This window comes from Saccharopolyspora indica (genome assembly GCF_027853965.1).
GTDB classification, from domain to species: domain Bacteria; phylum Actinomycetota; class Actinomycetes; order Mycobacteriales; family Pseudonocardiaceae; genus Saccharopolyspora; species Saccharopolyspora indica.
In genome coordinates this window covers 118,405-140,163 of sequence record NZ_JAQGLB010000015.1, presented here as the reverse complement: position 1 = coordinate 140,163, position 21,759 = coordinate 118,405, and the positions used below count along the sequence as shown (strand labels likewise).

Below are 21,759 nucleotides of genomic sequence, written 5' to 3'. Positions count from 1 at the left end.
AGCATGCTGCGCGAAGTCCCGGTAACTGGTCCGATCCACTTGATCCCCGGAAATGACCTGCAGGAAAAGCTGCGCCAGCGCGAGTCGAAGTCCCCGCTCCTGCCCGCAGGACCTGAGCAGATCATCAAGGACCTGTCACGCCGATCTGATGGGCTAGTTCCCGCGACCGTGGTAACGGGCAAGGGCAAGGGCCGCCTTTATCTGTACACCTACGGCTACGTCGTCCATCTCGGTCTGAACAAGGACGAACGCTTCTTCTGGATCAACGACGCCACACCGTTCACGCTGTGGCATCACGCTAAACTCGATCGGTCTTGCCTGCTGCTGCGCTCCAAATGGAGAGTCAAAGCTCGGATCAAGGAGCTCCCGGAGAACCCCACCAGGTGCTGGCGAAAGCTTTGCAAGGAATGGCAACAGCTCGAGCAGGATCTGGCCGACCAGGAGAACGTCGCACGTCTCGACCCCCAGCACGAGCGCTACCTCGACATGCTCGATATCTTCAACGAGATCGCCCGCGAAGTCGAAGCGCAGGACGTCTCCTTGCAAACCGGCTTCGCCTACCAGCGCGTGCGTCCAGGAGGCTCGCGCGGTTTCACCACGACGAGCACCTACATCTTTGATATCGAAGGCCCTGTGCCGAAGCGGTACGACTACGTGCAGATCAGCGGTGCCTCCGACCTGCGTGGCCAGGTGGTGGAGGTGACCGGCAAGGCAGTCGCAGTGAAGTTCGACAGCTCGCCGGATTGGAATCAGCTGACGGGCCCGGGAATCCTGGTCCCGGCACCTTTTGATGTCGTGCACGTCAAGCGCCGTGAGACGGCGGAAGCACTGCGGTCCCGGCAGACGCAGAACCGGTCCCTGTTGAAGGTGCTCGTCGAGCACCAGACGCGGCCGATGCGCAAGGTCGAGGTGCAGCCCTCCCAACAGCTCGACCCGTCCCAAGAACGTGCCCTCCGCAGCGCACTGAGCATCGAGGACCTTCTGATCGTTCTAGGGCCTCCGGGCACCGGGAAGACGCGAGTCATCACGGAGATGGTCGACGCCCTGAGACGGTCCGACAACGGGAAGACCCTGGTCACGTCGTTCTCGAACAAGGCTGTGGACAACGTCCTGGACCGGCGTCCGAAAGATGTGATCGCGATCCGCCTCGGTGACGAGCTGAAGGTCGATCCCAACGTGCAGCCCATCTTGCTGGACAACTACGCACACGAGCTGCGTGAGGGGCTCAAACGCAGCAGCCGGGTAACCTGCGAGAACTACCAGAAGCTCCCGGAGGCGCTCCGCTGGCACCAGCTGCTGGGCGAGCAGCTCACGGCCTGGGAGCAGTCCCGCAGTGAGCTCGCATCGCGCAAAGCGGAACTGGAAAGGTGCCGCCGCTCCGTCGGTGGTCCCGCGCACGCCCGCGTGCAGCAGATTTCGCAGCAACTCGACCATCAGCGGGAACGTGCTCGCCGTGCGCAGAACAGCCTGAACCAGGCCGCCCAGCGCGCGGATCACACCCGGGACAGCTGGTGGTCCCGGCTCGTCGGCCGACTGCGCGACCGCCGCGTCGAGAAGCAACGCCATCGGTTCGATGCCGTTTCTAAGCGGTGGAACGAGACCCGCGAGCTCCTCCGGCTCGCTCACGACCAGCTCGAGGCGATGCTCCAGGAGATACCCGAAGTGCGGGCTGCGCAGTTGAAATGTGAGGACGCTGCGGGGGAAGTCGACCAGAACCGAGCCGACGCGCTGAAGACGCTTTCCACGCTAAGCCACGCACTCTTCAACATCGAATCGCTGCCGCCCGTACCTGGAGGCGCGGACGATGCGACGACGTTCCAGTTCGTCGGAGGACTGCACCAGGGTGTGCAGAGGCGCATCGGGCTTCTGCACACGCGCTCCGTGCTGGCCAACGAGTGGCACGACGCCGTGTCCTCCTGCCCGATCCAGCAGATCCGCCCGGAGCTGATCCGCTACGCCGACGTCATCGGCACGACTTGCGTCGGCGCCGCTACCCAGAAGGACATCGCTGGCGAGGAGTTCGATCTGGTCATCGTGGACGAGGCCGGGCAGGTGCAGACCTCCGACGCCCTGATTCCGCTGATCCGCGGCAAACGCGGCGTGCTCGTGGGCGACCACAAGCAATTGCCCCCAGTGACCAAAGATTCATTCAAGCGCGCGATCGAGAAGCGCGACGATGCCACCGAACTCCTAGCTCTGTCCCAGAAGAGCATGCTGGAAATCCTGGTCGAATCAGTACCCACGGATCATGTGGTGCAACTGCAGACGCAGCGTCGGATGCCTGAGGCGATCGCACGGCTCATTTCCGAGCACTTCTACGGCGGAACCGTGAAGTCCGCAGTGGAGCCGCGACGGGGAGATGCTCTCTTCAGCAGGCCACTGGTGTTCGTGGACACCTCGACGCTGCTCGAGCATGAACGCCGCGAAACGCAGGTGGAAGACGCGGGATACATCAACAGGGCAGAGGCGCGAATTCTCAATCGGCTCGCTGAGCACTACAACAGCAACCGGGCCGAGTGGGCTCTGATCGTGCCCTACAACGAACAACTCGGCCATCTCAAGGAGGAGGCGAGCCACTGGGCACCGAACTCAAAGACCGTCGAGGGCAACTTCGGCACGGTTGACGCCTTTCAGGGCGGGGAGCGCGACGTGGTGCTCTACGGGTTCACCCGCAGCAACGCAGGCGGCTACATCGGATTCCTCGACGAGCTGCGGCGCCTCAACGTCGCTTTCACAAGAGCAAAGCAGCGCCTAGTGCTCGTCGGAGACTTGGAAGCACTGCTGACCAGCAGGGATCCCGATTTCACCGCCCTGATGGAGAAGCTGCGCGACACGCTGCGACGCGACGGAGAAATCGTCGCCTACAACGCCATCGTCGCCCGACTCACCGAATTGGGATCATGACTGCACACGCACCCTCCCAGCACAACATGAACAAGGCCAAGCGCAGCGCTCTGGAAGACGCAGCATACCGCCAAGGCGTCTGCCCCACCCGAGTGTTCCGCGTCCTGTTCCCGGTGCACGAGGTCGAAGTCCGAGCCACCACCAGGACGGGACGCGACTACGCGCTCATCGACAAGTTCATCGAGCGGTCCATCGACGACGGTGAGTTCACGACTGTTCGAGATCTCGCCAAGTTCTTGTCCCTGGACCCCGTTCTCGTGGACCGCGCCGTCCGGGTGTTGCACCGCATCGGTCACCTGAGTTCCCGCGGCGATCAGCTCGCACTGACCTCGCTCGCTCACGAGTCATTGGCCGCCAACACCTGCTTCGAGATCCGCCGTGAAGATCGGCGCAAGCTCTACTTCGACGGCTTCCGATCAAAGCCGCTGCACCGGCGCTACTACCAGGATTCAACTGTATTCCTGGATCCTTCCGAGGCGCGAGCCCGGGCTGAGCGGGACGAGTTCGTCTGGCTGACCAGCACGTGGCAGTTCCGGCGTGAAGCGCTCACCGACCTGGAGAAGAACCCCGACCGCGACAAGTTCAACCTTCCGCTCTCGGTGGAGAACCCGGAGGACGCACAGCCGGAGTACGTGTACCTTCCGCTCTTCCTCGTGCGCACGGTCGTGCGAGGCGGCTACGTCCGTTACCTCGCCTATAGCGAAGCCGTCCGCGGTCAGCTCGACGAGGAGCTCAGTGATCTGTGCACCAACCTTCCCGACATCGGCTTCACATTGCAGAACGAAACGCCACCTGTTGAGATGCAGGAACAGATCGTCCGGGGTTGGTTGGAGCGGAATGCCCCACCCGGACGGGAGCTCTTCCAGCACCCGGACGGATCGTGGCAGGCCGATCTCACTCCCGAGGACTTCGGACCAGCGGCACAACGCGGAATCACAGACGTCGGCTCGTTCGTCGATCTCCGCACCGTCGTAGTCCGTGTGTGGTGCCAAGACCACGAAGTACGCCGACGTGCTCTGCTGACTCGCGCCAAGTCGCTACTCGGGGTGTTCCGCTATCGGCCGCAGGACCGTGCCGACCTGCTACGCATGACCGGAGATCAACTGGACTTCCCCGATCTCAACGACACCAGGCTACGTGCTCTGGCCACCGAGGCCGGAGAAACCGACTTGCTCAACCAGCTCGACCAACTGGACAACGACCTGCAACGAGACTCCTAAATGCCCCTGCCTGGCTGGGTGATCACATCCGTCGACAGCCCGCGGCACGTTCGGCGTCTTGCCAGACCGGCTTACCGGTTGTCCCTGTGGTTGAGCGCTGCGAGGCCCGTTGCGGCGAGCAGTACCGCCAGCGCCGTCGTGATCAGGAGTGGGGCGGCCGCGAAGTCGCCGATTGGTCCCAGCGATTCTCCGAAGAGGTTGACCAGCATGAACACCACCCAGACGAAGGCGGGGGAAGGATCCGAAGGCGATCACCGCCGCCGATCCGATCAGCCACACCGGCGGTATCTGAACCAGTGTCGCCGACAGCACGACGGAATGCGACCTCAGTGGATGGTTCCTTGATCGATCCGCACCTGAACGGCGGCATGTCAGGCGTTGTTCGCGCAGCTAGCGTGATCCATCCCGATCGGAGTCGAGGGAGCCTCCGGAACGCCTCCCGAGGGTGCGTCGCGCCCGTCGACCCAGAGGGGTGTCCGATGGCTCGTCCGAACGTCTCCCGGCGCGCGGTGCTGGCCGGAGCGCTCGCCACCGTCGGTGCAGCGGCCTGCACCAGCACTTCGTCCGGGGCGGCCGCGGGCGGCGGCCGGTTGTTGTTGCGGGGCCCGGCCCTGCCCGGCGGTCAGCGGGCCGACGTGCTGCTCGACCAGGGCAAGATCGCGGCGATCGGTGGTGCTGCGGCCGATGCCGAGGAGGTCGACCTCAACGGCTACCTGTTGCTGCCGTCCGGCGTGGAAGCCCACGCGCACCTGGACAAGGCGTTCCTGGCGCGGCGGGTGCCGAACCCGACCGGCGACCTGCAGGGCGCGATCGAGGTGATGCCCGCGCTCGCACCGACGATGACCGACGAGGACGTGCGCGACCGGGCCAGCCGCGGCATCGAGCTGGCGGTCCGGCACGGCTACACCGCCATCCGCACCCACGTGGACACCACGGAGAGCAGCGGTACCCGAGCCCTGGCGGTGATGCTGGACCTCCGGCAGCGGTACGCCGACATCGCCGACATCCAGGTCGTGGCCTTCGCAGGAACGATCTCCGGCGTGGCAGGAGCTCCAGCGCGGGCGTTGCTCGACGAGGGGCTGCGGATGGGGGCCGACGTGGTCGGCGGCCTGCCCTACGCCGACCCGGACCCGGCCGCAGCGGTGCGCGAATACCTCGCCGCCGCCCGCGAGTACGACCGCATGGTCGATCTGCACACCGACGAGACCACCGACCCGAGCGTGCTGTCGCTGCGCGAGCTGATCGCCGAAACCGCCCGGACCGGCATGGGCGGCAGGGTCGCGGCCTCGCATTGCGTGAGCCTGGGCCAACAAGACCCGGGGACCGCCGAGCTCATCGCGAAGCAGGCGGCGGGTGCGGGCGTCGCGGTGATCACGCTGCCGCAGACCAACCTGTACCTGCAGGGACGCGATAGCGGTACCCGGGTGCCGCGGGCGCTGACGGCCATCGATGCGCTCCGCCGCGCGGGCGCGGTCCTGGCCGCCGGCGGGGACAACTGGCGCGACCCGTTCAACGCCGTCGGCCGGGCCGACCCGTTCGAGATAGCCGCCCTGCTGGTCGCTGCGGGCCACCTCGACATCCCGGCGGCCTACGCGGCGGTGTCCGACCAGGCCCGCGCTGTGCTGAACCTGCCCCCGGTGACGCTGCGTCCGGGGGATCCCGCGGAACTCCTGGCGATCCGCGCGACTGATCTCGACGAAGCGGTCGCCGGTGCCACCGAAGACCGCGTGGTCATCCATCAGGGCCGCCTCGTCGCCCGCACCCAGGTGACGACGACGCTGACCCGCGCCTCGTGAGCGGTCGCCCCGGTTCTCGCCGGGGCGCTCACGCACGAGCTTCCGGCGCGTCGGGTGCCGGTGCGCGCACCGCGGACTCGCACTCGGGCCTGCCCCAGGCGTCGTCGTGCCGTGGATTCTCTCCGGGCACCCACCGGAAGCGCTTCGCTCCCAGGCGAGCTCGGCGTCCTGCCGGACCGGCTCACCGGATGTCCCTGCGGTTGAGCGCTGCGAGGCCCGTTGCGGCGAACACCACCGCCAGCAACGTCATGATCAGCAGCGGCGCGGCGGTGAACTCACCGCCGGTGAGGATCTTGGGAACGTGGTGGAAGGGCACCACCTGGTTCGCGTACCCGTAGTCGATTCCCAGGATGGGACCCAGCGATTCCCCGAAGAGGTTGACCAGCATGAACACCACCCAGACGAAGGCGGTCGCCAGGCGGGGGAAGGCTCCGACGGCGATCACCGCCAGCGATCCGATCAGCCACACCGGCGGTATCTGGACCAGCGTCGCCGACAGCGCTCCGGGCAGCTGCGTGGGCACATCGCCGCTGGTGATGCCGTAGACGAGGCCAGCAGCGAGGCCGCTGGCGGCCAGCATCAGCGCCGATCCCGCCGCCGCGCACAGGAGGTGGCCGCCGGCCCAGCGCAGCCTGCTGGTCGGTGTCGCCAGCGTCATCTCCGCGCGGCCACCGGTTTCTTCGGCCCGCAGCCGCAGGACGGCCATCATCGGGTACAGCGCCGCTACCCCGGCGATGCTGACGATGATCAGCCAGATGAAGGTGTCCGCGATACCCGCGTCGGGTGTTGCGGCGTAGCGGTGGAAGAACTCCCGCACGTGCTCCCCCGACCGGCTCGCCAGTTCCGGCATGCCGGTCGCGACGGCCGCCGTGGCGGCGCTGAACGCCGAAAGCGCTACCGTCCAGCCGAAAATCTGGCCGCGGTGCAGGCGCCAGGCCAGTGCCAGCGGACTGCGCAGCCGACCGACCGCGGTAGGAGGCCCGAGGCGGGCGGGAAGCGCACCGGCGCCCACGTCGCGCCGTGCTGCCAACCGGAAGGCAAGGGCTACCAGCAGGGACGCCACCGCCAGGGGCACTGCGAGCACCCCGACGTGGTTGCCGCCGAAGGGCTCGGCCAGGTGGCTCCAGCCGTTCGGCGACAGCCAACGCAGCCAGAGCAAACCGCTGCCGTCCGCGACGAACCTGATCAGGTAGCCGATGCCGAGCACCGTGCTGGCGATCGCGATGGCGCCGCGAGCACGCTCGGAGAGCTGTGCGGCCACCGCGCCCACCGCGGCGAAGACGAGACCCGGCGCGATCAGCGCGAGACCGAACGCGGCGGAACCGGCCGCGTCGAGCCCGAAGGCGGCCAGTCCCACCGCCGACAGCGCTCCCGCCAGCACGCTGAGCAGGCTGACCGCCAGCAGGCTCGCGGTCAGCGTGGCGAATCTGCCCAGCACGCCCGCGCCCACCAGCTCGGCACGGCCCGATTCCTCTTCCGCCCTGGTGTGCCGGACCACCAGCAGCACCGCCATCAGCCCGATCAGCGTGAAGGCGATGTCGCCCGTCTTCCACAACACGAGGTTGCCGAGCCCGTCGCCGTGGAGCTGACCGGTGAAGGCGTTGAGCGCGGCGTTCGCCCGGACCTCGGCGACGAAGTCCAGTCTCGCCCGATCGGTCGGGAAGAGCCCCGCGTACTGCTTGGCCACCCCGACCACGAGCAGCGCGAGGAAGAGCACCCACGCGGTGCCGAGCACCCGGTCGCGCCGCAGCACGTGCCGCAGCATCAGCCCGGTTCCCGCCAAGGAGTTCATCGGACGGCCTCCGCGCGCTCGGTCCCGTAGTGCCGCAGGAAGAGCTCTTCGAGAGTCGGCGGTTGGCTGGCGAGGCCGCGGATCCCGGCCGCGGCGAGCCGTTCGAGCACCTGGGGAAGAGCTGCGGGATCCACCGCGCAGGTCAAGCGCGCGCCCTGCACTTCGACGTCGTGCACGCCGGGCAGCCGCAGTTCGGGCACCGGGCCGTCGAGGTCCGCGGTGATGGAGGTCCGGCTCAGGTGCCGCAGCTCAGCGAGCGTCCCGGATTCCACGTTGCGGCCACCGCGGATGATGCTGACGCGGTCGCAGAGAGCCTCCACTTCGGACAGTACGTGGCTGGACAGGAGCACGGTGCGGCCGCGCTCCCGCTCCTCGGCGATGCACTGCTGGAAGACCGTTTCCATCAACGGGTCCAGCCCCGACGTCGGTTCGTCGAGGATCAGCAGGTCGGCATCGGAGGACAGCGCCGCGATCAGCGCGACCTTCTGCCGGTTGCCCTTCGAGTAGGCCCGGCCCTTCTTCCGCGGGTCGAGCCCGAACCGTTCCACCAGTTCCTCGCGCCGTGCCCGGTTGCCGCCGCCGCGCAACCGGGTCAGCAGGTCGATCGCCTCGCCGCCGGAGAGGTTCGGCCACAGCGACACATCGCCCGGCACGTAGGCCAGCCGCCGGTGCAGTTCGGTCGCGTCCCGCCACGGGTCTCCGCCGAGCAGCCGCGCGTGCCCGGCGTCGGAGCGCATCAGGCCCAGCAGGATTCGGATGGTGGTCGACTTGCCCGCGCCGTTGGGGCCGAGGAAGCCGTGCACCTCACCGGTGCGGACGGACAGGTCGAGCCCGTCGAGTGCGCGCGTCCGGCCGAACGTCTTAACCAGCCCGGACACCGCGATCGTCAGTTCCATGGTTCTCAACCTACACAACATTCACAAATTTGTGAACATTCAGAACCATATACACTTGCGGGAGGACGACCGAAGGGACGTGAGCGTGGCCGCTGGAGCCGGGACCGGACGGGACGAACGGGCCGTGAGCCAGTTCGTGGAGAACGCCGCGATGACGTTCGCGGAGTGGGGATTCTCCCGGATGGCCGCCCGGGTGCTGATGACGCTGATGACCGCCGACGAGGACGCCCTCACCGCGGCGGACCTGTCCGAGCGGCTCGGAGTCGGCCCCCCGGCGATCTCCGGCGCGGTGCGCTACCTGATGCAGCTCGGCATCGTCGAGCGGCGGCCGGTACCGGGCTCCCGCAGGGACAGCTACCGGCTGCGCGACGACGCCTGGTACACCTCCAGCGTCACCAAGGGCGGGATCTACCAGGCGATCGCCGAGCTCGCCGAGGACGGCGTGCGCGCCCTCGGCGACACCGGCTCACCGGCGGTGGAGCGCATCACCGACATGCGCGACTTCTTCCGCTTCATCCACGCCGAGATGGCAGGCCTGCTGGACAAGTGGCAGCAGGTCGAGAACGCGGAGCGCACGACACCGCCTGAACATTCATGACGCGGTGCTCGCATAGCCGGGTCGATCGTTCGAGCGGGTCCTGGGTCAGCGCTGCGCCCTCGCCTCGGTGGCCGTCCAGGCGGCGAGGAGCTGGAGTCGTTCAGCGGTCGGGAGACTTGCCGGGAGTTCGCTGCCTCGACGGTCAGAAGGCGTCCACGTACACGTACACCCGGTCGAAGCGGAGCGCGGCCAGGTCGGCGCGGCGAATCACCCAGTGGAAGAGGGCCGACTCCAGCTCGTCGCAGTCGTCGTCACCGCGCCAGGTGGCCAGCAGCGTCCACTCGTCGCCGTCCCCGGCGGGCAGCGGCACTTCGCCCTGGGCCACCTCGACCGGGTCCCAGTTGAACAGGACCGGCTCACCGCCGAGCTGGAACCGCCAGCGGGGGCGCCAGCCGACCACGTGCGACCAGGCGGACTCCAGCTCGGCGACCTGCTGCGACTCCTCGTCGTCGTCCTCCTCGTGCCAAGGCCACGACCACTGGTGGAAGCAGAAGTCCAGTCGTCCGCGGCGGTAGGTGCTCACGCCGTCGTCCGGGTTGCCCGGGTGTTCCGCCGACGGCGTCCCGGCCGGTAGGTAGCGCACCGCGTCGGCGACCACCGCCCCGGCGCCCGGCGCGGGGTCGGCGAAGAACAGCAACAGGCCCTCGGTGGGCAGCGGCAGGTCTGTCGCGCCGGGCGGCAGGGCCGCGCAGTCGACGGCCCCGACGAACGCGGCCGTCGGCGCCGGAGCACCTTCGGGCAGCGGTGGGTTCCCGCCGGTCAGCGCAACCACCGGGCCGGAGCCGTCCGCAGCGAGGTAGATCGCCGGGCGGGCGGTGCGCAGGTACGCCTCCACCTCGGCGGCCGGAATGCCCCGCGCGACGGCTTCGGCGCGGAAGCGGGCGGCCGTCGTCTCGTGGGTTTCGATCTCGGTGTCCGTCATGGATCGAACCTACTGGCCTCCGCCCGGTCCCCGTGAGCCGTCGTGGAAACTGCGGATTCGACCGAGCGGAGGCACTCTCCTGGTTGTTGCTGACGGTAAGGTGATTTCCAGGCCAGAGCCCGGAGGACGACCTGCCGCTGCAGGCCGAAGTCCTCCTATTTTCCGGAATTCGCCGAAGAAGGCCATGACGTGGGCGTGGTCCACAGTGTCGCCACCGCCCGCTGAGCACTGCGGAAGGGAATCTGATGGAGATCAGAGCGGAAATGGTTGCCACCGTCTGGACGGTGCGGGCCGCCGAGGGCGCGCAGGTCAAGACCGATGACGAGCTCGCTGTCCTGGAGTCCATGAAGATGGAGATCCCGGTGCTCAGCGAAATCGACGGCGTGGTGACGCATCTGGCCGTGACCGAAGGCGACGCGGTGGCCGAGGGAGACCTCATCGCGGTCATCGCCGCGGAGTAGGCCGGTACGACGGAGGGCGCCTCTCGCCAGTTCGGCGAGAGGCGCCCTTCCTCCCCGCGCAGATCAGTTGATCACAGGGGGATGTTGCCGTGGTGGCCTCGGCCTGCCGGGGCGGCCGCGAGGGCTTCCGCCAGGCGGCGGCGAGTCCGGGACTGGTCGACGACCTCGTCGACCACGCCGAGCGCCATCGCCCTGTCCACGCCGCCGGCGATGCGCTCGTGCTCGGCGATCAGCTGGGTCAGCAGGGCTTCCCGCTCGTCGTCCGCGACCGCCGCGAGCTTCTTCCGGTGCAGGATCCCCACCGCTGCTTCCGCGCCCATCACCGCGACCTCCGCACCGGGCCACGCCAGGACTCTCGTCGCACCGAGCGATCTGGAGTTCATCGCGATGTAGGCACCGCCGTAGGACTTCCTCGTGATCAAGGTGACCCTGGGCACCACCGCCTCGGCGAAGGCGTGCAGGAGCTTCGCGCCGCGGCGCACCACGCCGCCCCACTCCTGCCCCACACCGGGCAGGTAGCCCGGCACGTCGACGAGCACCGCCAGCGGGACGCCGAACGCGTCGCACAACCGCACGAAGCGGGACGCCTTCTCCGCCGACAGCGAGTCCAGGCACCCGCCCTTGCGGAGCGGGTTGTTGGCGATCACACCGATCGACCGCGCACCCAGCCTCCCGAACCCGATGACGATGTTGGGCGCCCACTTCGCCTGCAGTTCCAGGAAATCACCGTAGTCCACAAGGGACCGGATCAGCGGTTTGACGTCGTAGGCGCGGCGGGGCGAGGCGGGCAGGGCGAAGTCCAGCTCCTCGTCGGCCGGTAGCGAGGCCAGGTCGAAGATGCCCGGCTTGGCGAAGAAACCCACCAGGCGCCGCGCGTGCTCGTGGGCCTCGTGCTCGCTGCCCACCGTCACGTGCACCACGCCCGACCGCTTTCCGTGCGCCTCCGGTCCGCCCAGCCCGGCCATGTCGATCTGCTCGCCGGTCACGCTGCGCACCACGTCCGGCCCGGTGACGAAAACGCGCCCCGCGTCGGCCATCACGACCACGTCGGTGAGCGCCGGACCGTACGCGGCGGCCCCGGCTGCCGGGCCGAGCACCACGGATATCTGCGGGATCCGCCCGGATGCCCTGACCATCGCCGCGAACATCAGGCCCACGCCGTGCATGGACTCCACACCGTCGGCCAACCGGGCGCCGCCCGAGTGCCACACCCCGATGACCGGGCTGCGCTGGCGCATCGCCAGTTCGATGGCCTCCACGATGCGCTGAGCGCCCGCGGCACCGAGCGCGCCACCCATCCTGGTGGCGTCGGTGCAGTAGGCGACCACCGGGACGCCGTCCACGCGACCGGTGGCCGCTTGCACGCCACTGTCGTCACCGGGGTTCAGCACGACCAGCGAATCGACGTCCACGAGCTGGGAAAGCCGGACCAGCGGATCCCGCAGGTCCGGTTCGGCAACGGCAGGTGCGATCGACATGCTCACTCTCCTCGCGAAGCAGGTGATTCGGGTTCAGCGACCGGGAATGACCAGGACCTTGCCCGCCGGGCCGGAGTCGAGGGCCCGGTGCGCGGCCGCCACGTCCGCCAGGCCGAAGCGGTCGGCCACCGGAACCACGGCCGACGGGTGCTGGGCGGCCAGCTCGAAGGCCTCCCCGATCAGCCGGGTCACGTCCGCGTAGCCGGTGACGTAGGCGGCCGCGTTGAACTTCGTCACGAACACTCCCCCGGCGCGGAAGAGCTCGTGGAACAGAGCTCCGTCCACCTCCCCGGCGAGCTGGCCGTAGTTGATCAGGCAGCCCCGCGGGGCGAGCATGCCCAGACTGGTCCGGAAGGTCTCGGCGGCCACCGGGTCGAACACCACGTCCGCCCCGCGGCCCCCGGTCGCCGCGCGGACCTGCTCCGCCACATCACCGGCAGCCCGGTCGACGACGTGCGCGGCGCCCAGCTCCTGCACCGCCTTCACCCGTGCGCCGCTGGCGATTCCGATGACCTCGGCGCCTCTCCGGGCGAGCATCACCACGAGCAGCCGGCCGACCGCGCCCGCCGCTCCCCACACCGCCGCCACGCGGCCCTCCACCGGCCAGACCCGGGTGAGAGCGCCCGCGGCCGCGCCGGCGTGCGCCACCGATGCGGCCTGTTCGAAGGAGAGCTGGCCGGGGATCTCGACCAGCCGCTCCACCGGGACGACGGCGTAGTCCGCGCACGAGCCCAGCCAGCCCGTCCCGGCGACGCGGGTGCCCACCGGAACCAGCACGCCGGGGCCGATGGCGGCCACCACCCCGGCGGCCTCGACCCCGACGGGGTGCGGGAACCGCGCGGACACCACGTAGCCGCCGGAGCGCAGCAGGCCGTCGGCGTGGTTGACGCCCGAGACCACCACCTTGACGAGGACCTCGCCCGGCCCCGGAGCGGCGAGAGCCTCCTCCACCACCTCGATCACCTCCGGGCCACCCGGCCGCACGGCCCTGGCCACCCGGCGCTTCACACCTTCGGTCATCACGTCTCGCTCGTCATCGGTAGTCGTAGAATCCACGGCCGGACTTCTTGCCGAGGAGGCCGCCGTCGACCATGCGCGCCAGCAGCGGCGGTGGTGCGTGCAGCGGTTCCTTGTGCTCCTCGTACATCTCGGTCGCGACCGCGTGCAGCGTGTCGAGCCCGATCAGGTCGGCCAGTCGCAGCGGCCCCATCGGGTGCGCGCATCCCAGCGTCATCCCCCGGTCGATGTCGGCCGCGGCGGCGAAGCCGGATTCGACCATCCGCATCGCCGCCATCAGGAACGGCACCAGCAGCGCGTTCACCACGAACCCGGAGCGGTCCGGCGCGCGGACGACCTCCTTGCCGAGGACGTCGGTGAGGAACGCCGCCAGCCGGTCGTGGGCGGATTGCTCGGTGAGCAGCGAACCGACCACCTCGACCAGCGGCAGCACCGGAACCGGGTTGAAGAAGTGGGTGCCGATCACCTGGCCCGGCCGCTCGGTGGCCCGGGCGATCCGCATGATCGACAACGACGACGTGTTGGTGGCCAGGATCGCCTCGTCGTCCTCGAGCACCGCGTCCAGCTGGGAGAAGATCTTGAGCTTGGTCGGCTCGTGCTCGGTGACGGCCTCGACGACCAGCTGCCGGTCGGCGAAGTCACCGATGTCGGTGGTGAAGGTGATCCGTTCGAGCAGCGAGTCCCGCTCGTCCTCGCCGAGCTTGCCCTTGGCGACGGCGTTGGCCAGCGACCGCTCGATGCGCTTGCGCCCGGCCTGCTCCGAGGTCGTCGACGTCACCGCGACGAGCACGTCCAGTCCGGCCTTGGCGGAGATCTCCGCGAGCCCGGCGCCCATCACGCCGCAGCCGACCACTCCGACCCGGCTGATCTCGGCGTTGTCCGTCATGGTGAGACCTCCGCGTTCCAGGCCAGCAGGCTGGCGCCGACGGACATGCCGCCGCCGAATCCGACGAGCAGCACCAGATCACCGCTGCGGAGGTGCCCGGCCCGGTGCGCTTCGTCCAGCGTCACCGGCAACGAGGCCGCCCCGGAGTTCCCGTAGCGCTCGACGGTGAGGTGGGTCTGCGCGTTCACCAGGCCCAGCTGGTCGGCGAGGCCCGTCAGGAGCACCCCGTTGGCCTGGTGCGGGATGAAGTGCGAAACCTCCTCCGGCCCGACACCGGCCCTGGCCAGCAGTTCCTTGACGGTCGTCGGCACCTGGCCGGTGACGAACTCGGTGACCGCCCGGCCGCGCATCCGCAGCGTGTGCGCGACCTCGTCGACGGTGTCGTGCGAGGCCGGGCGACGGCTCCCGCCCGCTTCGACCACCAGCAGGTCGGACTGGTCCCCGTGGGTGAGGAGTTCGGTTTCGACGATGCCGCCCGCGCCGACCGGGCCGATCACCGCCGCACCCGCGCCGTCGGCCAGCAGCACCGACGTCCCGCGGTCGCCAGGGTCGGTGAAGCGGGACCAGACGTCGGTGGCGACCACCAGGGCGTGACCGCCCGGGCGCTCGGCGATCAGGCTCCGGGCCACGGCGAGCGCGTAGACGAAGCCGCTGCACGCGATGTTGATGTCGAAGGCCGCCGCCCGGCGGGCCCGCAGCGCGTCCTGCAGCAGGCACGCCACGGGCGGCAGGGGCGCGTCCCCCGTGGACGTCGCCACGACGATGTAGTCCAGCCGGTCGGGGCCGATGCCCGCCTGCTCGATCGCGTTGCGCGCGGCGTGCAGCGCCAGGTCCGAGGCCGCCTCGTCGGCCGCCGCGTAGCGCCGGGCCGAGATCATGGTCTTGCGCTCGATCCACTCCGGCGTGACGTCGAACCGCGGCGCCAGCTCGGCGTTGGTCATCTCCCAGGCCGGCACGTACGAGCCGGTGGCCAGGACTCCGATCGTGTTGCGTTGCATGGTTCACCCCATTCCCAGCGGGGCGAGGCGGTGTTCGCCGATGCTCGCCCTCTTCTCCGGGTCGGTGATGCCCAGCCCGCGCATCGGGGCGAGGCAGAGCACGCCGACCTTTCCGGTGTGACCGTTCGTCTGCACCAAGCGGGCCGCTTCGCCGATGTCCTCGATCGGGTGCACAGTGGACAGAGCAGGCACGATGCGCCCCTGGTCGGCGAGCCGGACGCACTCCCACATCTCCTGCAGGTTGCCCGCGTGGCTGCCGATCAGCCGCTTGAGCTTCATCCACAGGTAGCGGTTGTCGTACTGGTGCTGGTAGCCGGTGCTGGAGCCGCAGGTCACCACCACCCCGCCGCGGCGGGCCACGAACATGGAGATCCCGAAGGTCGCCTGGCCGACGTACTCGAAGACGATGTGCGGGTCCTCCCCGGTCTCCCGCCGGATGATCGCACCGATCCGCTTGCCCGCCTCGATCACCGCCGCCGGGTCGTCGCCGGTGTCGTCGCCGATGCCGAGCTCGGTGCGGTTGATCACGACGTCGCAGCCCAGCGCGCGCACCCGCTCGGCCTTCTCCTCGGAACCGACGACCCCGACCGCGATCCCACCGGCCTGCTTGACCAGCTGGACCGCGTACACGCCGAGCCCGCCCGCGGCGCCCCAGATGAGGACCACGTCGCCCAGCTTCATCCGGGCACCGCGATCGCCGATCAGCATCCGGTACGCGGTGCCCCCGCAGGCCGGGATGCTCGCCGCTTCCTCCCAGCTCAGGTGGCCGGGTTTGGGGATCAGCTGGCTGGCGCGGACCACCGCGTAGTGCGCGAGGCCGCCGAAGTTCGTCTCGTAGCCCCAGGCCCGCTGCCCCTCGCCGAGCATGCCGTCGGCCTGGGTCATGGGTTCCTGGTCGTCGAGCTGGATCGGGCTGACGAGCACGTGGTCGCCGAGCTGCCACCGGCGCACCCCCGAACCGGTCCGCACGACCACCCCGGCCGCATCGGAGCCGAGCACGTGGTACGGCTGGTCGTGGCGGCGCTCCCACCAGCCGCGCTTGCCGTACTGGCGCAGGAAGCTGAAGGTCGGCACCGGTTCGAAGGTCGCCGACCACACCGTGTTGTAGTTGACCGAGCTGGCCATCACGGCGACCAGGACCTCGTCCGGAGCCAGCTCGGGCATCGGCACCCTGCCCACGCGCAGCGACTTGCGGACGTCCTTGTCCTCGGCACCGCCGAACATGCCGATGTCCTCGATGCCGGTGTGCACGGCCAGGTACTCGGTGGGCACCGGGTGGCTCTCCAGCTCCTTCGCGTCGGCACCGTCGAGTGCCGCGGCGGCGAGTGCATCCATGATTTCCCTCTTCCTCTCAGGGGACGACGACGAGCCGACGGCCGCGGGTGTCCTGCTGCCACGCGGCCTCGATCTCGGACAGCGGCACCGCAGCGCAATCGATCCGCAGCCGACCCGAGGCGACGCCGTCGAGCACCTTCCGGTAGTTCTCCTGGACCAGCTCGACCGGCGGTGGGGCGCCCGCGCCCAGCGTCACACCGGTTCGGCGCAATGCGTTGGCGTGCAAGGAGATCGTTGCTCCAGCGCTGTTGCCCAGCTGCAGGTAGCGGATCTCGCGATCGGCCATCAGCCGCCGAGGCATGGCGTCGAGCAGCACCTGGGCCGGACGTCCCCACAGGTAGTCCAGCACCACCTGGACGCCGATCTGCTCGGTGATCCGCCGGAAGTCCTTGCCCAGGCCGGAGTCCGACTGTCCCAAGGGGACCAGTTCATCGGCGCCCAGCTGCTGGAGCACTTCCAGGCCGCTCTCGTCGCGCCCTGCCGCGATCACCTTCCCCGCGCCGAGCAGCTTCGCCACCTGGACCGCGAGCCGCCCCGCCACTCCGGTCGCACCGAGCACCAGGACGTTCTCGCCCGGTTGCAGCTTCGCGCCCCACCCCAACGAGTTGAAGGCGGACACCCCCGGGTTCTTCACCGCGGCGGCGAGGACGTCGTCCACGTCGTCCCGGACGATCGGCGTGCACAGCCGGGTGGGCGCGGGTACGACTTCGGCCATCGCACCGTAGGGCGCGCGAAGCACGCCGAAGGACACCCGGGAGCCGTCCTCGAGTTCACCGACTCCTTCGCTGCCGCAGATGAAGGGCACATCGCTGCGGCCGTAGTCGCGATCGCTGGCGATCCAGCGCGCCAGCGGGGTGATCGCGGCCGCCTTGACCCGCACGAGCGTCTCCCCGGCAGCGGCGGTGGGCGCCGGGAACTCCTCGAAGCGGGGCGCCGATCCGAAGGCGTGCAGCACTCCCGCCCGCATCATCGGCGCACCGCCCCGGCGATCTCGGGCAGGTCGTCGTTGAGGTAGTTGCTGGAGTTGCGCACCTGGGCGAGGTTGAACTTGGTGGCGGGCAGGAACCGGCCGACCACCCGCAGCAGCCAGGGCGGCAGCGGCACGGTGTCGCGGCCCAGCGCCCGGGCGGCCTTCTGCATCTTGTGCACCCGGCGGATGCGCGCCTGCTCGTAGCCGCGGATCTGCGCCACCACGTCGCCGCCGCCGGACAGCGTGCGGGAGAGCACCCAAGCGTCCTCCAGCGCCTGGCTCAGCCCCATGCCCACCCGCGGCGGCACGACGTGCGCAGCGTCGCCGACCATCGTGATCTGGCCTTCGCCCCACTGCGGGAGTTCGCGGTGGATGATGTGCGGGAAGACGCTGACGTCTTCGTCCCGGATGACGGTCAGCAGCCGGCGCAGCCCGGGTTCGGGCCAGTGGCCGAACCTGGCGCGCAGGTTCTCCGCCGCTGAGCCCTCGCCGCGCAGGGACCGGGTGTCGCCCGGCCGGCCCGGGGGCAGCCGGTCGCCGTCGGTGAACGGCAGCTCGAAGGCCCAGTACACCCGGCCGTCGCCGACCGGGTGCATCACGCAGATGCCCTCGTCTCCGAAGATGCTGTGCACCGCGTGCCCGTCGGCGAACTCGCCGGGCATCTCGCAGATGCCGTGCCAGGTGGCGTCGCCGAGGTAGACCGCCGGGTCTTCGCCGAACAGCTCGGTGCGGACCACCGACCGCTGACCGTCGGCGCCGATCACCAGGTCGGCCTTGGCCTCGCTGCCGTCGGCGAACCGCACTGCGACCGAGCCGGGTCCTTCCCCGATCTGCTGCACCCCGGTGCACTTCATGCCCAGCCGGAGCACGCCGTCGGGCAGCCGGGCGGCCAACCGCTCGGCCACCCTCCCGCGCTGCCCCACCAGGACGGTTCCGCCGTAGTGCGCGGCGATCTTCGCCAGGTCGACGCGCAATGCCCGGGTGCCGTCCCGGAACAGTCCGTCCACGGTGTCCATCCGCGCGCCGAGGCCGTCGAGTTCGACGCCGAGTTCGCCGAGCAGGCCGGTTCCGTTCGGCAGCAGCAGCACACCGTTGCCGCTGGTGCGCACCTGCGGGGCCTGCTCGTAGAGCTCCACCTCGTGCCCGGCCTCGGCCAGCCAGATGGCGCAGGCCATACCACCGAAGCCTGCCCCGATGATGACGATCTTCACTGTTGTCCGCCTTTCCGTTCGGGGCGTTCAGACGTTGTCCTGCAGCCACTTCTCCACCGCTGTCGCGGTGGAATCGGCGTACTCCTCCAAGATCGAGAAGTGGTCGCCGGGAACGTCCACCGCCTCGTGCGGCAGCTCCCAGAACGACCGCCACTGCCCGTGGTGCTCGTTGTCCTCCTCCAGCAGGGCCGGCGAGAACGGATCCAGCGCGCTGAGCAGCACTGTCGGCGTCGGGACCGGTTTGGGCCGCCAGCCGTCGAAGATCCGCGAGTAGGCGCCCATCGCGGCCAGCCGGATGTCGCTGAGCAGGTCGAACCCGCTCTCCCGGTCGGCCATCGCACCGCCCATCGCGTTGGCCACGCCGGTCTTGGCCATGTGCTCCGGCGAGGAGCTGTCCACCAGCACGACCGCCTGCGGGCTGATGCCCTGCTGCTCCAGCAGGTGGGCGACCTCGTGCGCCAGCCAGCCGCTGGCCGACCGGCCGACCAGCGCGAACTTGCGGCCCGCGGCCCGTTCTCGCACCGCGTTGGCGTGCATCAGCGCCAGCGCGTCGATGGTCGCGGGCAGTTCTTCGCCCTTGATGAAGCCCGGTTGCGGGATCGCCCACACCTCGCGCGAGGTGCCGAAACCCGCGGCGAACCTGGCGAACTCGTGCGGGCCGGCGACCGGTGCGAACGACGGGAAGCAGATCAGCAGCGGTTCGGCGTCCCCGGTCGCCAAGCGGACCGTGGCCGGGGCTTCGGCCGGTGCGTCCGCGTGGAACATCGGCCGCAGCTGCGACGCCGCCTCCAGCAGGTGCACGGATTCCTCGATCTTGCCCAGCTCGCAGGCCTGCCAGTAGAGCGCGGCCAGCGGTCCGGCCGCGTCGTCGTCCAGCGACCCGCTCTGGAACACCGCGGAGCCGGACTCCTCGGTGGCCGTCCGGGACGCCAGGTGCTCGGCGAGCGCCGCGGGGGTGGAGAAGTCGAAGACGACGGTCGCGGGCAGTGCCACGTCGAGCGCGGTGGCCAGGCGGTTGCGCAGCTCCATCGCGCTCAACGAGTCGAATCCCTGCTCCAGGAACGCGGCCCGCGCATCGACCTCCGCAGCCGACTGGTGCCCCAGCACACCGGCCGCGTGGGTCCGGACCAGCTCCAGCAGCGTTTCCGCGCGTTCCTCCTCGGACATCGCGGCGAGCCGCTGCGCGAGTGCCGGTTCATCGCTGCTGCGCTCGGCGGTTCGCGCCGACCTGCGCGCCCGGACCAGGTCGGAGAGCACCGGTGGCAACGCTCCGGTGCGCGCCTGTTCCCGCAGGACGGCGTTGTCCACCCGCATCGGCACCAGGTCTGGCCGCCCGCTGCTGATGCACGCGTCCAGCACGCGCAGTGCTTCGTCGGTCTCCCACGCAACAGCGCCGCCGCGCGACAACCGCGCCCGGTCCTTGTCCGCGAGCCGACCGCTGATCCCGTCGGCGGCCAGCCACGGCGCCCAGGCCAGCGAGGTGGCGGGCAGGCCGATCGTGCGGCGATGCCGCGCCAAGGCGTCGAGGAAGCCGTTGGCCGCGCAGTAGTTGGCCTGGCCCGGGCTCCCGACGACGGCCCCGGCGGAGGAGAACAGCACGAACGCGGCCAGGTCCCGGTCCGCGGTCAGCTCGTGCAGGTTGAGCGCGCCGTCGACCTTGGGCCGCAGCACGTGATCCAGGCGGTCCGGGGTCAGCGAGTCCAGCAGCCCGTCCTCGACCGCGCACGCCAGGTGGACGACCGCGGCCAGCTCGGGGATGTCGGCCAGCACCGCGGCCAACGCGGCCCGGTCGGCCACGTCGCAGGCGACGTGGCGGATTCCCGCACCGTCCCGGCCACCACGACGGGACAGCAGCACGACGTCGGTGACGCCGTGCCGGTCCAGGAGGTGCCGCGCGACCGCCGGGGCGAGACCGCCGGAGCCGCCCGTGATCAGCACCGTGCCGGAGGTCGGGAACAGCGCCTGGTCCGGCTCGGTCACGGTCGTGCGCGCGAGCCTGGGCACCTGGATCTCGCCCGCCCGCACGGCCACCTGGGGCTCCCCGGAGCCGACGGCCGCGGCGAGCAGGTCGCCGGGCACGTCACCGTCGAGGTGGACGATCTGGAACCGGTCGGGGTGTTCCAGCTGCGCGGATCGCAGCAGCGCCCAGAGCGGGGCCGCCACGAGCTCGGAGCCCCGGGTGACGAAGACCAGCCGGGACCGGGCGAACCGCGACTCGCTCACCCAGGCGCGCAGCCGGTCGACGGCGGCCGCGGTGGCGGTGCGGATCGCCGTCGGCACCTCACCGGCCCAGGGGCCGCAGGGGACGAGCACCGCTTCGGGAACTTCGTCCAACTCGGACAGACCTGCTGCGACCCGCACCGGGATGTCGGCGTCCGCCAGCGCTTTCGCGACTCCCGACCGGTCGTCGCCGAGCACCGCGATGTCCGCCGGTGCCGCATCGCCGGGACGGGAGTTCCACTCCAGGCACAGCACCGCATGCCGTCCCGGCTCGGGCTGGACGTCGCCGAGCTGCACCGACTCGACCGACAGCACGGGGGCGCCGGTGTCGTCGGCGAGCAGCACGGAAACCACGTCCGCGCCCGCGGTGGTGAGGCGAGCGCGCACCGAGGTGGCACCGGCGGCGTGCAGGGTCACCCCGCTCCAGGCGACCGGCCGCCGGTCATCGCCGGTGAGCCGCAGAGCCGCCGCGAGCAGCTCCGGGTGGATGCCCACGCCGTCGGTGCTCCGGTCCGCGTCGAGGGCGATCTCGGCGCAGATCTCGTCCCCGCGCTGCCACACGCCCGGCTCGACCTCTTCGGCCTCCGCGGGCGGCCATTCCAGCAGCCCGGCGCTCGCCGCCCCGGCGGCCAGCAGGGTCGCGGTGGCGTGCCGGGTCCAGGAGTCGCCGTCGGAACTGGCGTAGCAGGTGGCGGTCCCGGACCGGACCAGCACCTGGACGTCGACGTCGGCTCCCGCCAGCGGCACTTCGACGGTGAGTTCGCCGATCCTGTCGCAGCCGATCCGTTCGCCCGCGCGCAGCACCAGTTCGACCAGGTCGGTGTCGGATGCGTTGCGCAGGTGACCGGTCAGCAGCACGTCCTCGCCGCCGGCCAGCGACACCACCTCGTGCGCCTCCGCACCGTCGGCCGCGTCGTCCAGCCAGTACCGCTGGTGCTGGAAGGCGTAGGTCGGCAGGTCCGCCCGGCGAGGCCGCCAGGTCTCGAACACGCGCTGCCAGTCGACCTCGCCACCGTCGACGTGCAACCGGGCGACCGCGTCGAGCACGCCCGTCG

General features: G+C 70.1%; 15 protein-coding genes and 1 pseudogene. 5 read left to right on the top strand and 11 right to left on the bottom strand.

Features of this window, described 5'->3' with window-relative positions:
- The first annotated feature begins 3 nt into the window (after window positions 1-3).
- From OU416_RS28030 to OU416_RS28020, 3 genes are all read left to right on the top strand, one after another.
- Window positions 4-2,904 carry a DEAD/DEAH box helicase gene (locus OU416_RS28030; RefSeq protein ID WP_270930076.1) on the top strand — a complete coding sequence of 967 codons (2,901 nt, stop codon included), beginning with the start codon at window positions 4-6 and terminating at the stop codon, window positions 2,902-2,904.
- A gap of 26 nt (window positions 2,905-2,930) precedes the next feature.
- Window positions 2,931-4,124 (top strand): hypothetical protein, encoded by a 1,194-nt coding sequence (locus OU416_RS28025; RefSeq protein ID WP_270930030.1) that lies wholly within the window; start codon window positions 2,931-2,933, stop codon window positions 4,122-4,124.
- Window positions 4,125-4,603: 479 nt separating this feature from the next.
- Window positions 4,604-5,920, top strand: coding sequence for an amidohydrolase family protein (locus tag OU416_RS28020; protein ID WP_270930029.1), 1,317 nt, complete (start codon window positions 4,604-4,606; stop codon window positions 5,918-5,920).
- Window positions 5,921-6,101: 181 nt separating this feature from the next.
- Here OU416_RS28020 and OU416_RS28015 read toward each other — a convergent pair whose 3' ends face one another.
- Window positions 6,102-7,712 (bottom strand): ABC transporter permease, encoded by a 1,611-nt coding sequence (locus OU416_RS28015; RefSeq protein ID WP_270930028.1) that lies wholly within the window; start codon window positions 7,710-7,712, stop codon window positions 6,102-6,104.
- Window positions 7,709-8,608, bottom strand: coding sequence for an ABC transporter ATP-binding protein (locus OU416_RS28010; RefSeq protein WP_270930027.1), 900 nt, complete (start codon window positions 8,606-8,608; stop codon window positions 7,709-7,711). Before OU416_RS28010 ends, OU416_RS28015 begins: the two co-directional genes overlap by 4 nt.
- 124 nt (window positions 8,609-8,732) lie before the next feature.
- On the opposite strand from OU416_RS28010, the gene OU416_RS28005 reads away from it, so the two are divergent.
- Window positions 8,733-9,206 carry a GbsR/MarR family transcriptional regulator gene (locus OU416_RS28005; RefSeq protein ID WP_270930026.1) on the top strand — a complete coding sequence of 158 codons (474 nt, stop codon included), beginning with the start codon at window positions 8,733-8,735 and terminating at the stop codon, window positions 9,204-9,206.
- 142 nt (window positions 9,207-9,348) lie between these two features.
- On the opposite strand, the gene OU416_RS28000 is transcribed toward OU416_RS28005, so the two are convergent.
- A complete protein-coding gene (locus OU416_RS28000; RefSeq protein ID WP_270930025.1) occupies window positions 9,349-10,128 on the bottom strand; it encodes a DUF1963 domain-containing protein in 780 nt (259 codons plus the stop codon).
- A gap of 245 nt (window positions 10,129-10,373) precedes the next feature.
- Here OU416_RS28000 and OU416_RS27995 point away from each other — a divergent pair, with 245 nt between their 5' ends.
- A complete protein-coding gene (locus OU416_RS27995) occupies window positions 10,374-10,589 on the top strand; it encodes a biotin/lipoyl-binding carrier protein (RefSeq protein WP_270930024.1) in 216 nt (71 codons plus the stop codon).
- Window positions 10,590-10,660: 71 nt separating this feature from the next.
- Here OU416_RS27995 and OU416_RS27990 read toward each other — a convergent pair whose 3' ends face one another.
- The 8 genes and pseudogenes from OU416_RS27990 to OU416_RS40335 form a co-directional block, all read right to left on the bottom strand.
- Window positions 10,661-12,067, bottom strand: coding sequence for an acyl-CoA carboxylase subunit beta (locus OU416_RS27990; protein ID WP_270930023.1), 1,407 nt, complete (start codon window positions 12,065-12,067; stop codon window positions 10,661-10,663).
- A 33-nt stretch (window positions 12,068-12,100) separates the two neighbouring features.
- Window positions 12,101-13,123, bottom strand: a complete 1,023-nt coding sequence (locus OU416_RS27985) for a zinc-binding dehydrogenase (RefSeq protein WP_270930022.1) — start codon at window positions 13,121-13,123, stop codon at window positions 12,101-12,103.
- Window positions 13,101-13,970, bottom strand: a complete 870-nt coding sequence (locus OU416_RS27980) for a 3-hydroxybutyryl-CoA dehydrogenase (protein WP_270930021.1) — start codon at window positions 13,968-13,970, stop codon at window positions 13,101-13,103. The genes OU416_RS27985 and OU416_RS27980 overlap by 23 nt, the downstream gene beginning before the upstream one ends.
- Window positions 13,967-14,968, bottom strand: a complete 1,002-nt coding sequence (locus OU416_RS27975) for a 3-oxoacyl-ACP synthase III family protein (RefSeq protein ID WP_270930020.1) — start codon at window positions 14,966-14,968, stop codon at window positions 13,967-13,969. The genes OU416_RS27980 and OU416_RS27975 overlap by 4 nt, the downstream gene beginning before the upstream one ends.
- Before the next feature lie 3 nt (window positions 14,969-14,971).
- Complete coding sequence (gene ccrA, locus OU416_RS27970; protein WP_270930019.1) at window positions 14,972-16,303, bottom strand: crotonyl-CoA carboxylase/reductase; 1,332 nt, start codon at window positions 16,301-16,303, stop codon at window positions 14,972-14,974.
- A 16-nt stretch (window positions 16,304-16,319) separates the two neighbouring features.
- Window positions 16,320-17,273 carry a quinone oxidoreductase family protein gene (locus OU416_RS27965; RefSeq protein WP_270930018.1) on the bottom strand — a complete coding sequence of 318 codons (954 nt, stop codon included), beginning with the start codon at window positions 17,271-17,273 and terminating at the stop codon, window positions 16,320-16,322.
- Entirely contained in the window at window positions 17,270-18,484 is a 1,215-nt protein-coding gene (locus OU416_RS27960) for an FAD-dependent oxidoreductase (RefSeq protein ID WP_270930017.1), read from the bottom strand. The genes OU416_RS27965 and OU416_RS27960 overlap by 4 nt, the downstream gene beginning before the upstream one ends.
- A gap of 27 nt (window positions 18,485-18,511) precedes the next feature.
- A pseudogene (locus tag OU416_RS40335) lies at window positions 18,512-20,416 on the bottom strand (type I polyketide synthase); the annotation flags it as partial.
- Window positions 20,417-21,759: the final 1,343 nt, after the last annotated feature.

Coding starts and splice junctions, on each gene's coding strand:
- OU416_RS28030 (WP_270930076.1), top strand. CDS start 4: ATGCTGCGCGAAGTCCCGGTAACTGGTCCGATCCACTTGATCCCCGGA.
- OU416_RS28025 (WP_270930030.1), top strand. CDS start 2,931: ATGAACAAGGCCAAGCGCAGCGCTCTGGAAGACGCAGCATACCGCCAA.
- OU416_RS28020 (WP_270930029.1), top strand. CDS start 4,604: ATGGCTCGTCCGAACGTCTCCCGGCGCGCGGTGCTGGCCGGAGCGCTC.
- OU416_RS28015 (WP_270930028.1), bottom strand. CDS start 7,712: ATGAACTCCTTGGCGGGAACCGGGCTGATGCTGCGGCACGTGCTGCGG.
- OU416_RS28010 (WP_270930027.1), bottom strand. CDS start 8,608: ATGGAACTGACGATCGCGGTGTCCGGGCTGGTTAAGACGTTCGGCCGG.
- OU416_RS28000 (WP_270930025.1), bottom strand. CDS start 10,128: ATGACGGACACCGAGATCGAAACCCACGAGACGACGGCCGCCCGCTTC.
- OU416_RS27995 (WP_270930024.1), top strand. CDS start 10,374: ATGGAGATCAGAGCGGAAATGGTTGCCACCGTCTGGACGGTGCGGGCC.
- OU416_RS27990 (WP_270930023.1), bottom strand. CDS start 12,067: ATGTCGATCGCACCTGCCGTTGCCGAACCGGACCTGCGGGATCCGCTG.
- OU416_RS27980 (WP_270930021.1), bottom strand. CDS start 13,970: ATGACGGACAACGCCGAGATCAGCCGGGTCGGAGTGGTCGGCTGCGGC.
- OU416_RS27975 (WP_270930020.1), bottom strand. CDS start 14,968: ATGCAACGCAACACGATCGGAGTCCTGGCCACCGGCTCGTACGTGCCG.
- ccrA (WP_270930019.1), bottom strand. CDS start 16,303: ATGGATGCACTCGCCGCCGCGGCACTCGACGGTGCCGACGCGAAGGAG.
- OU416_RS27965 (WP_270930018.1), bottom strand. CDS start 17,273: ATGATGCGGGCGGGAGTGCTGCACGCCTTCGGATCGGCGCCCCGCTTC.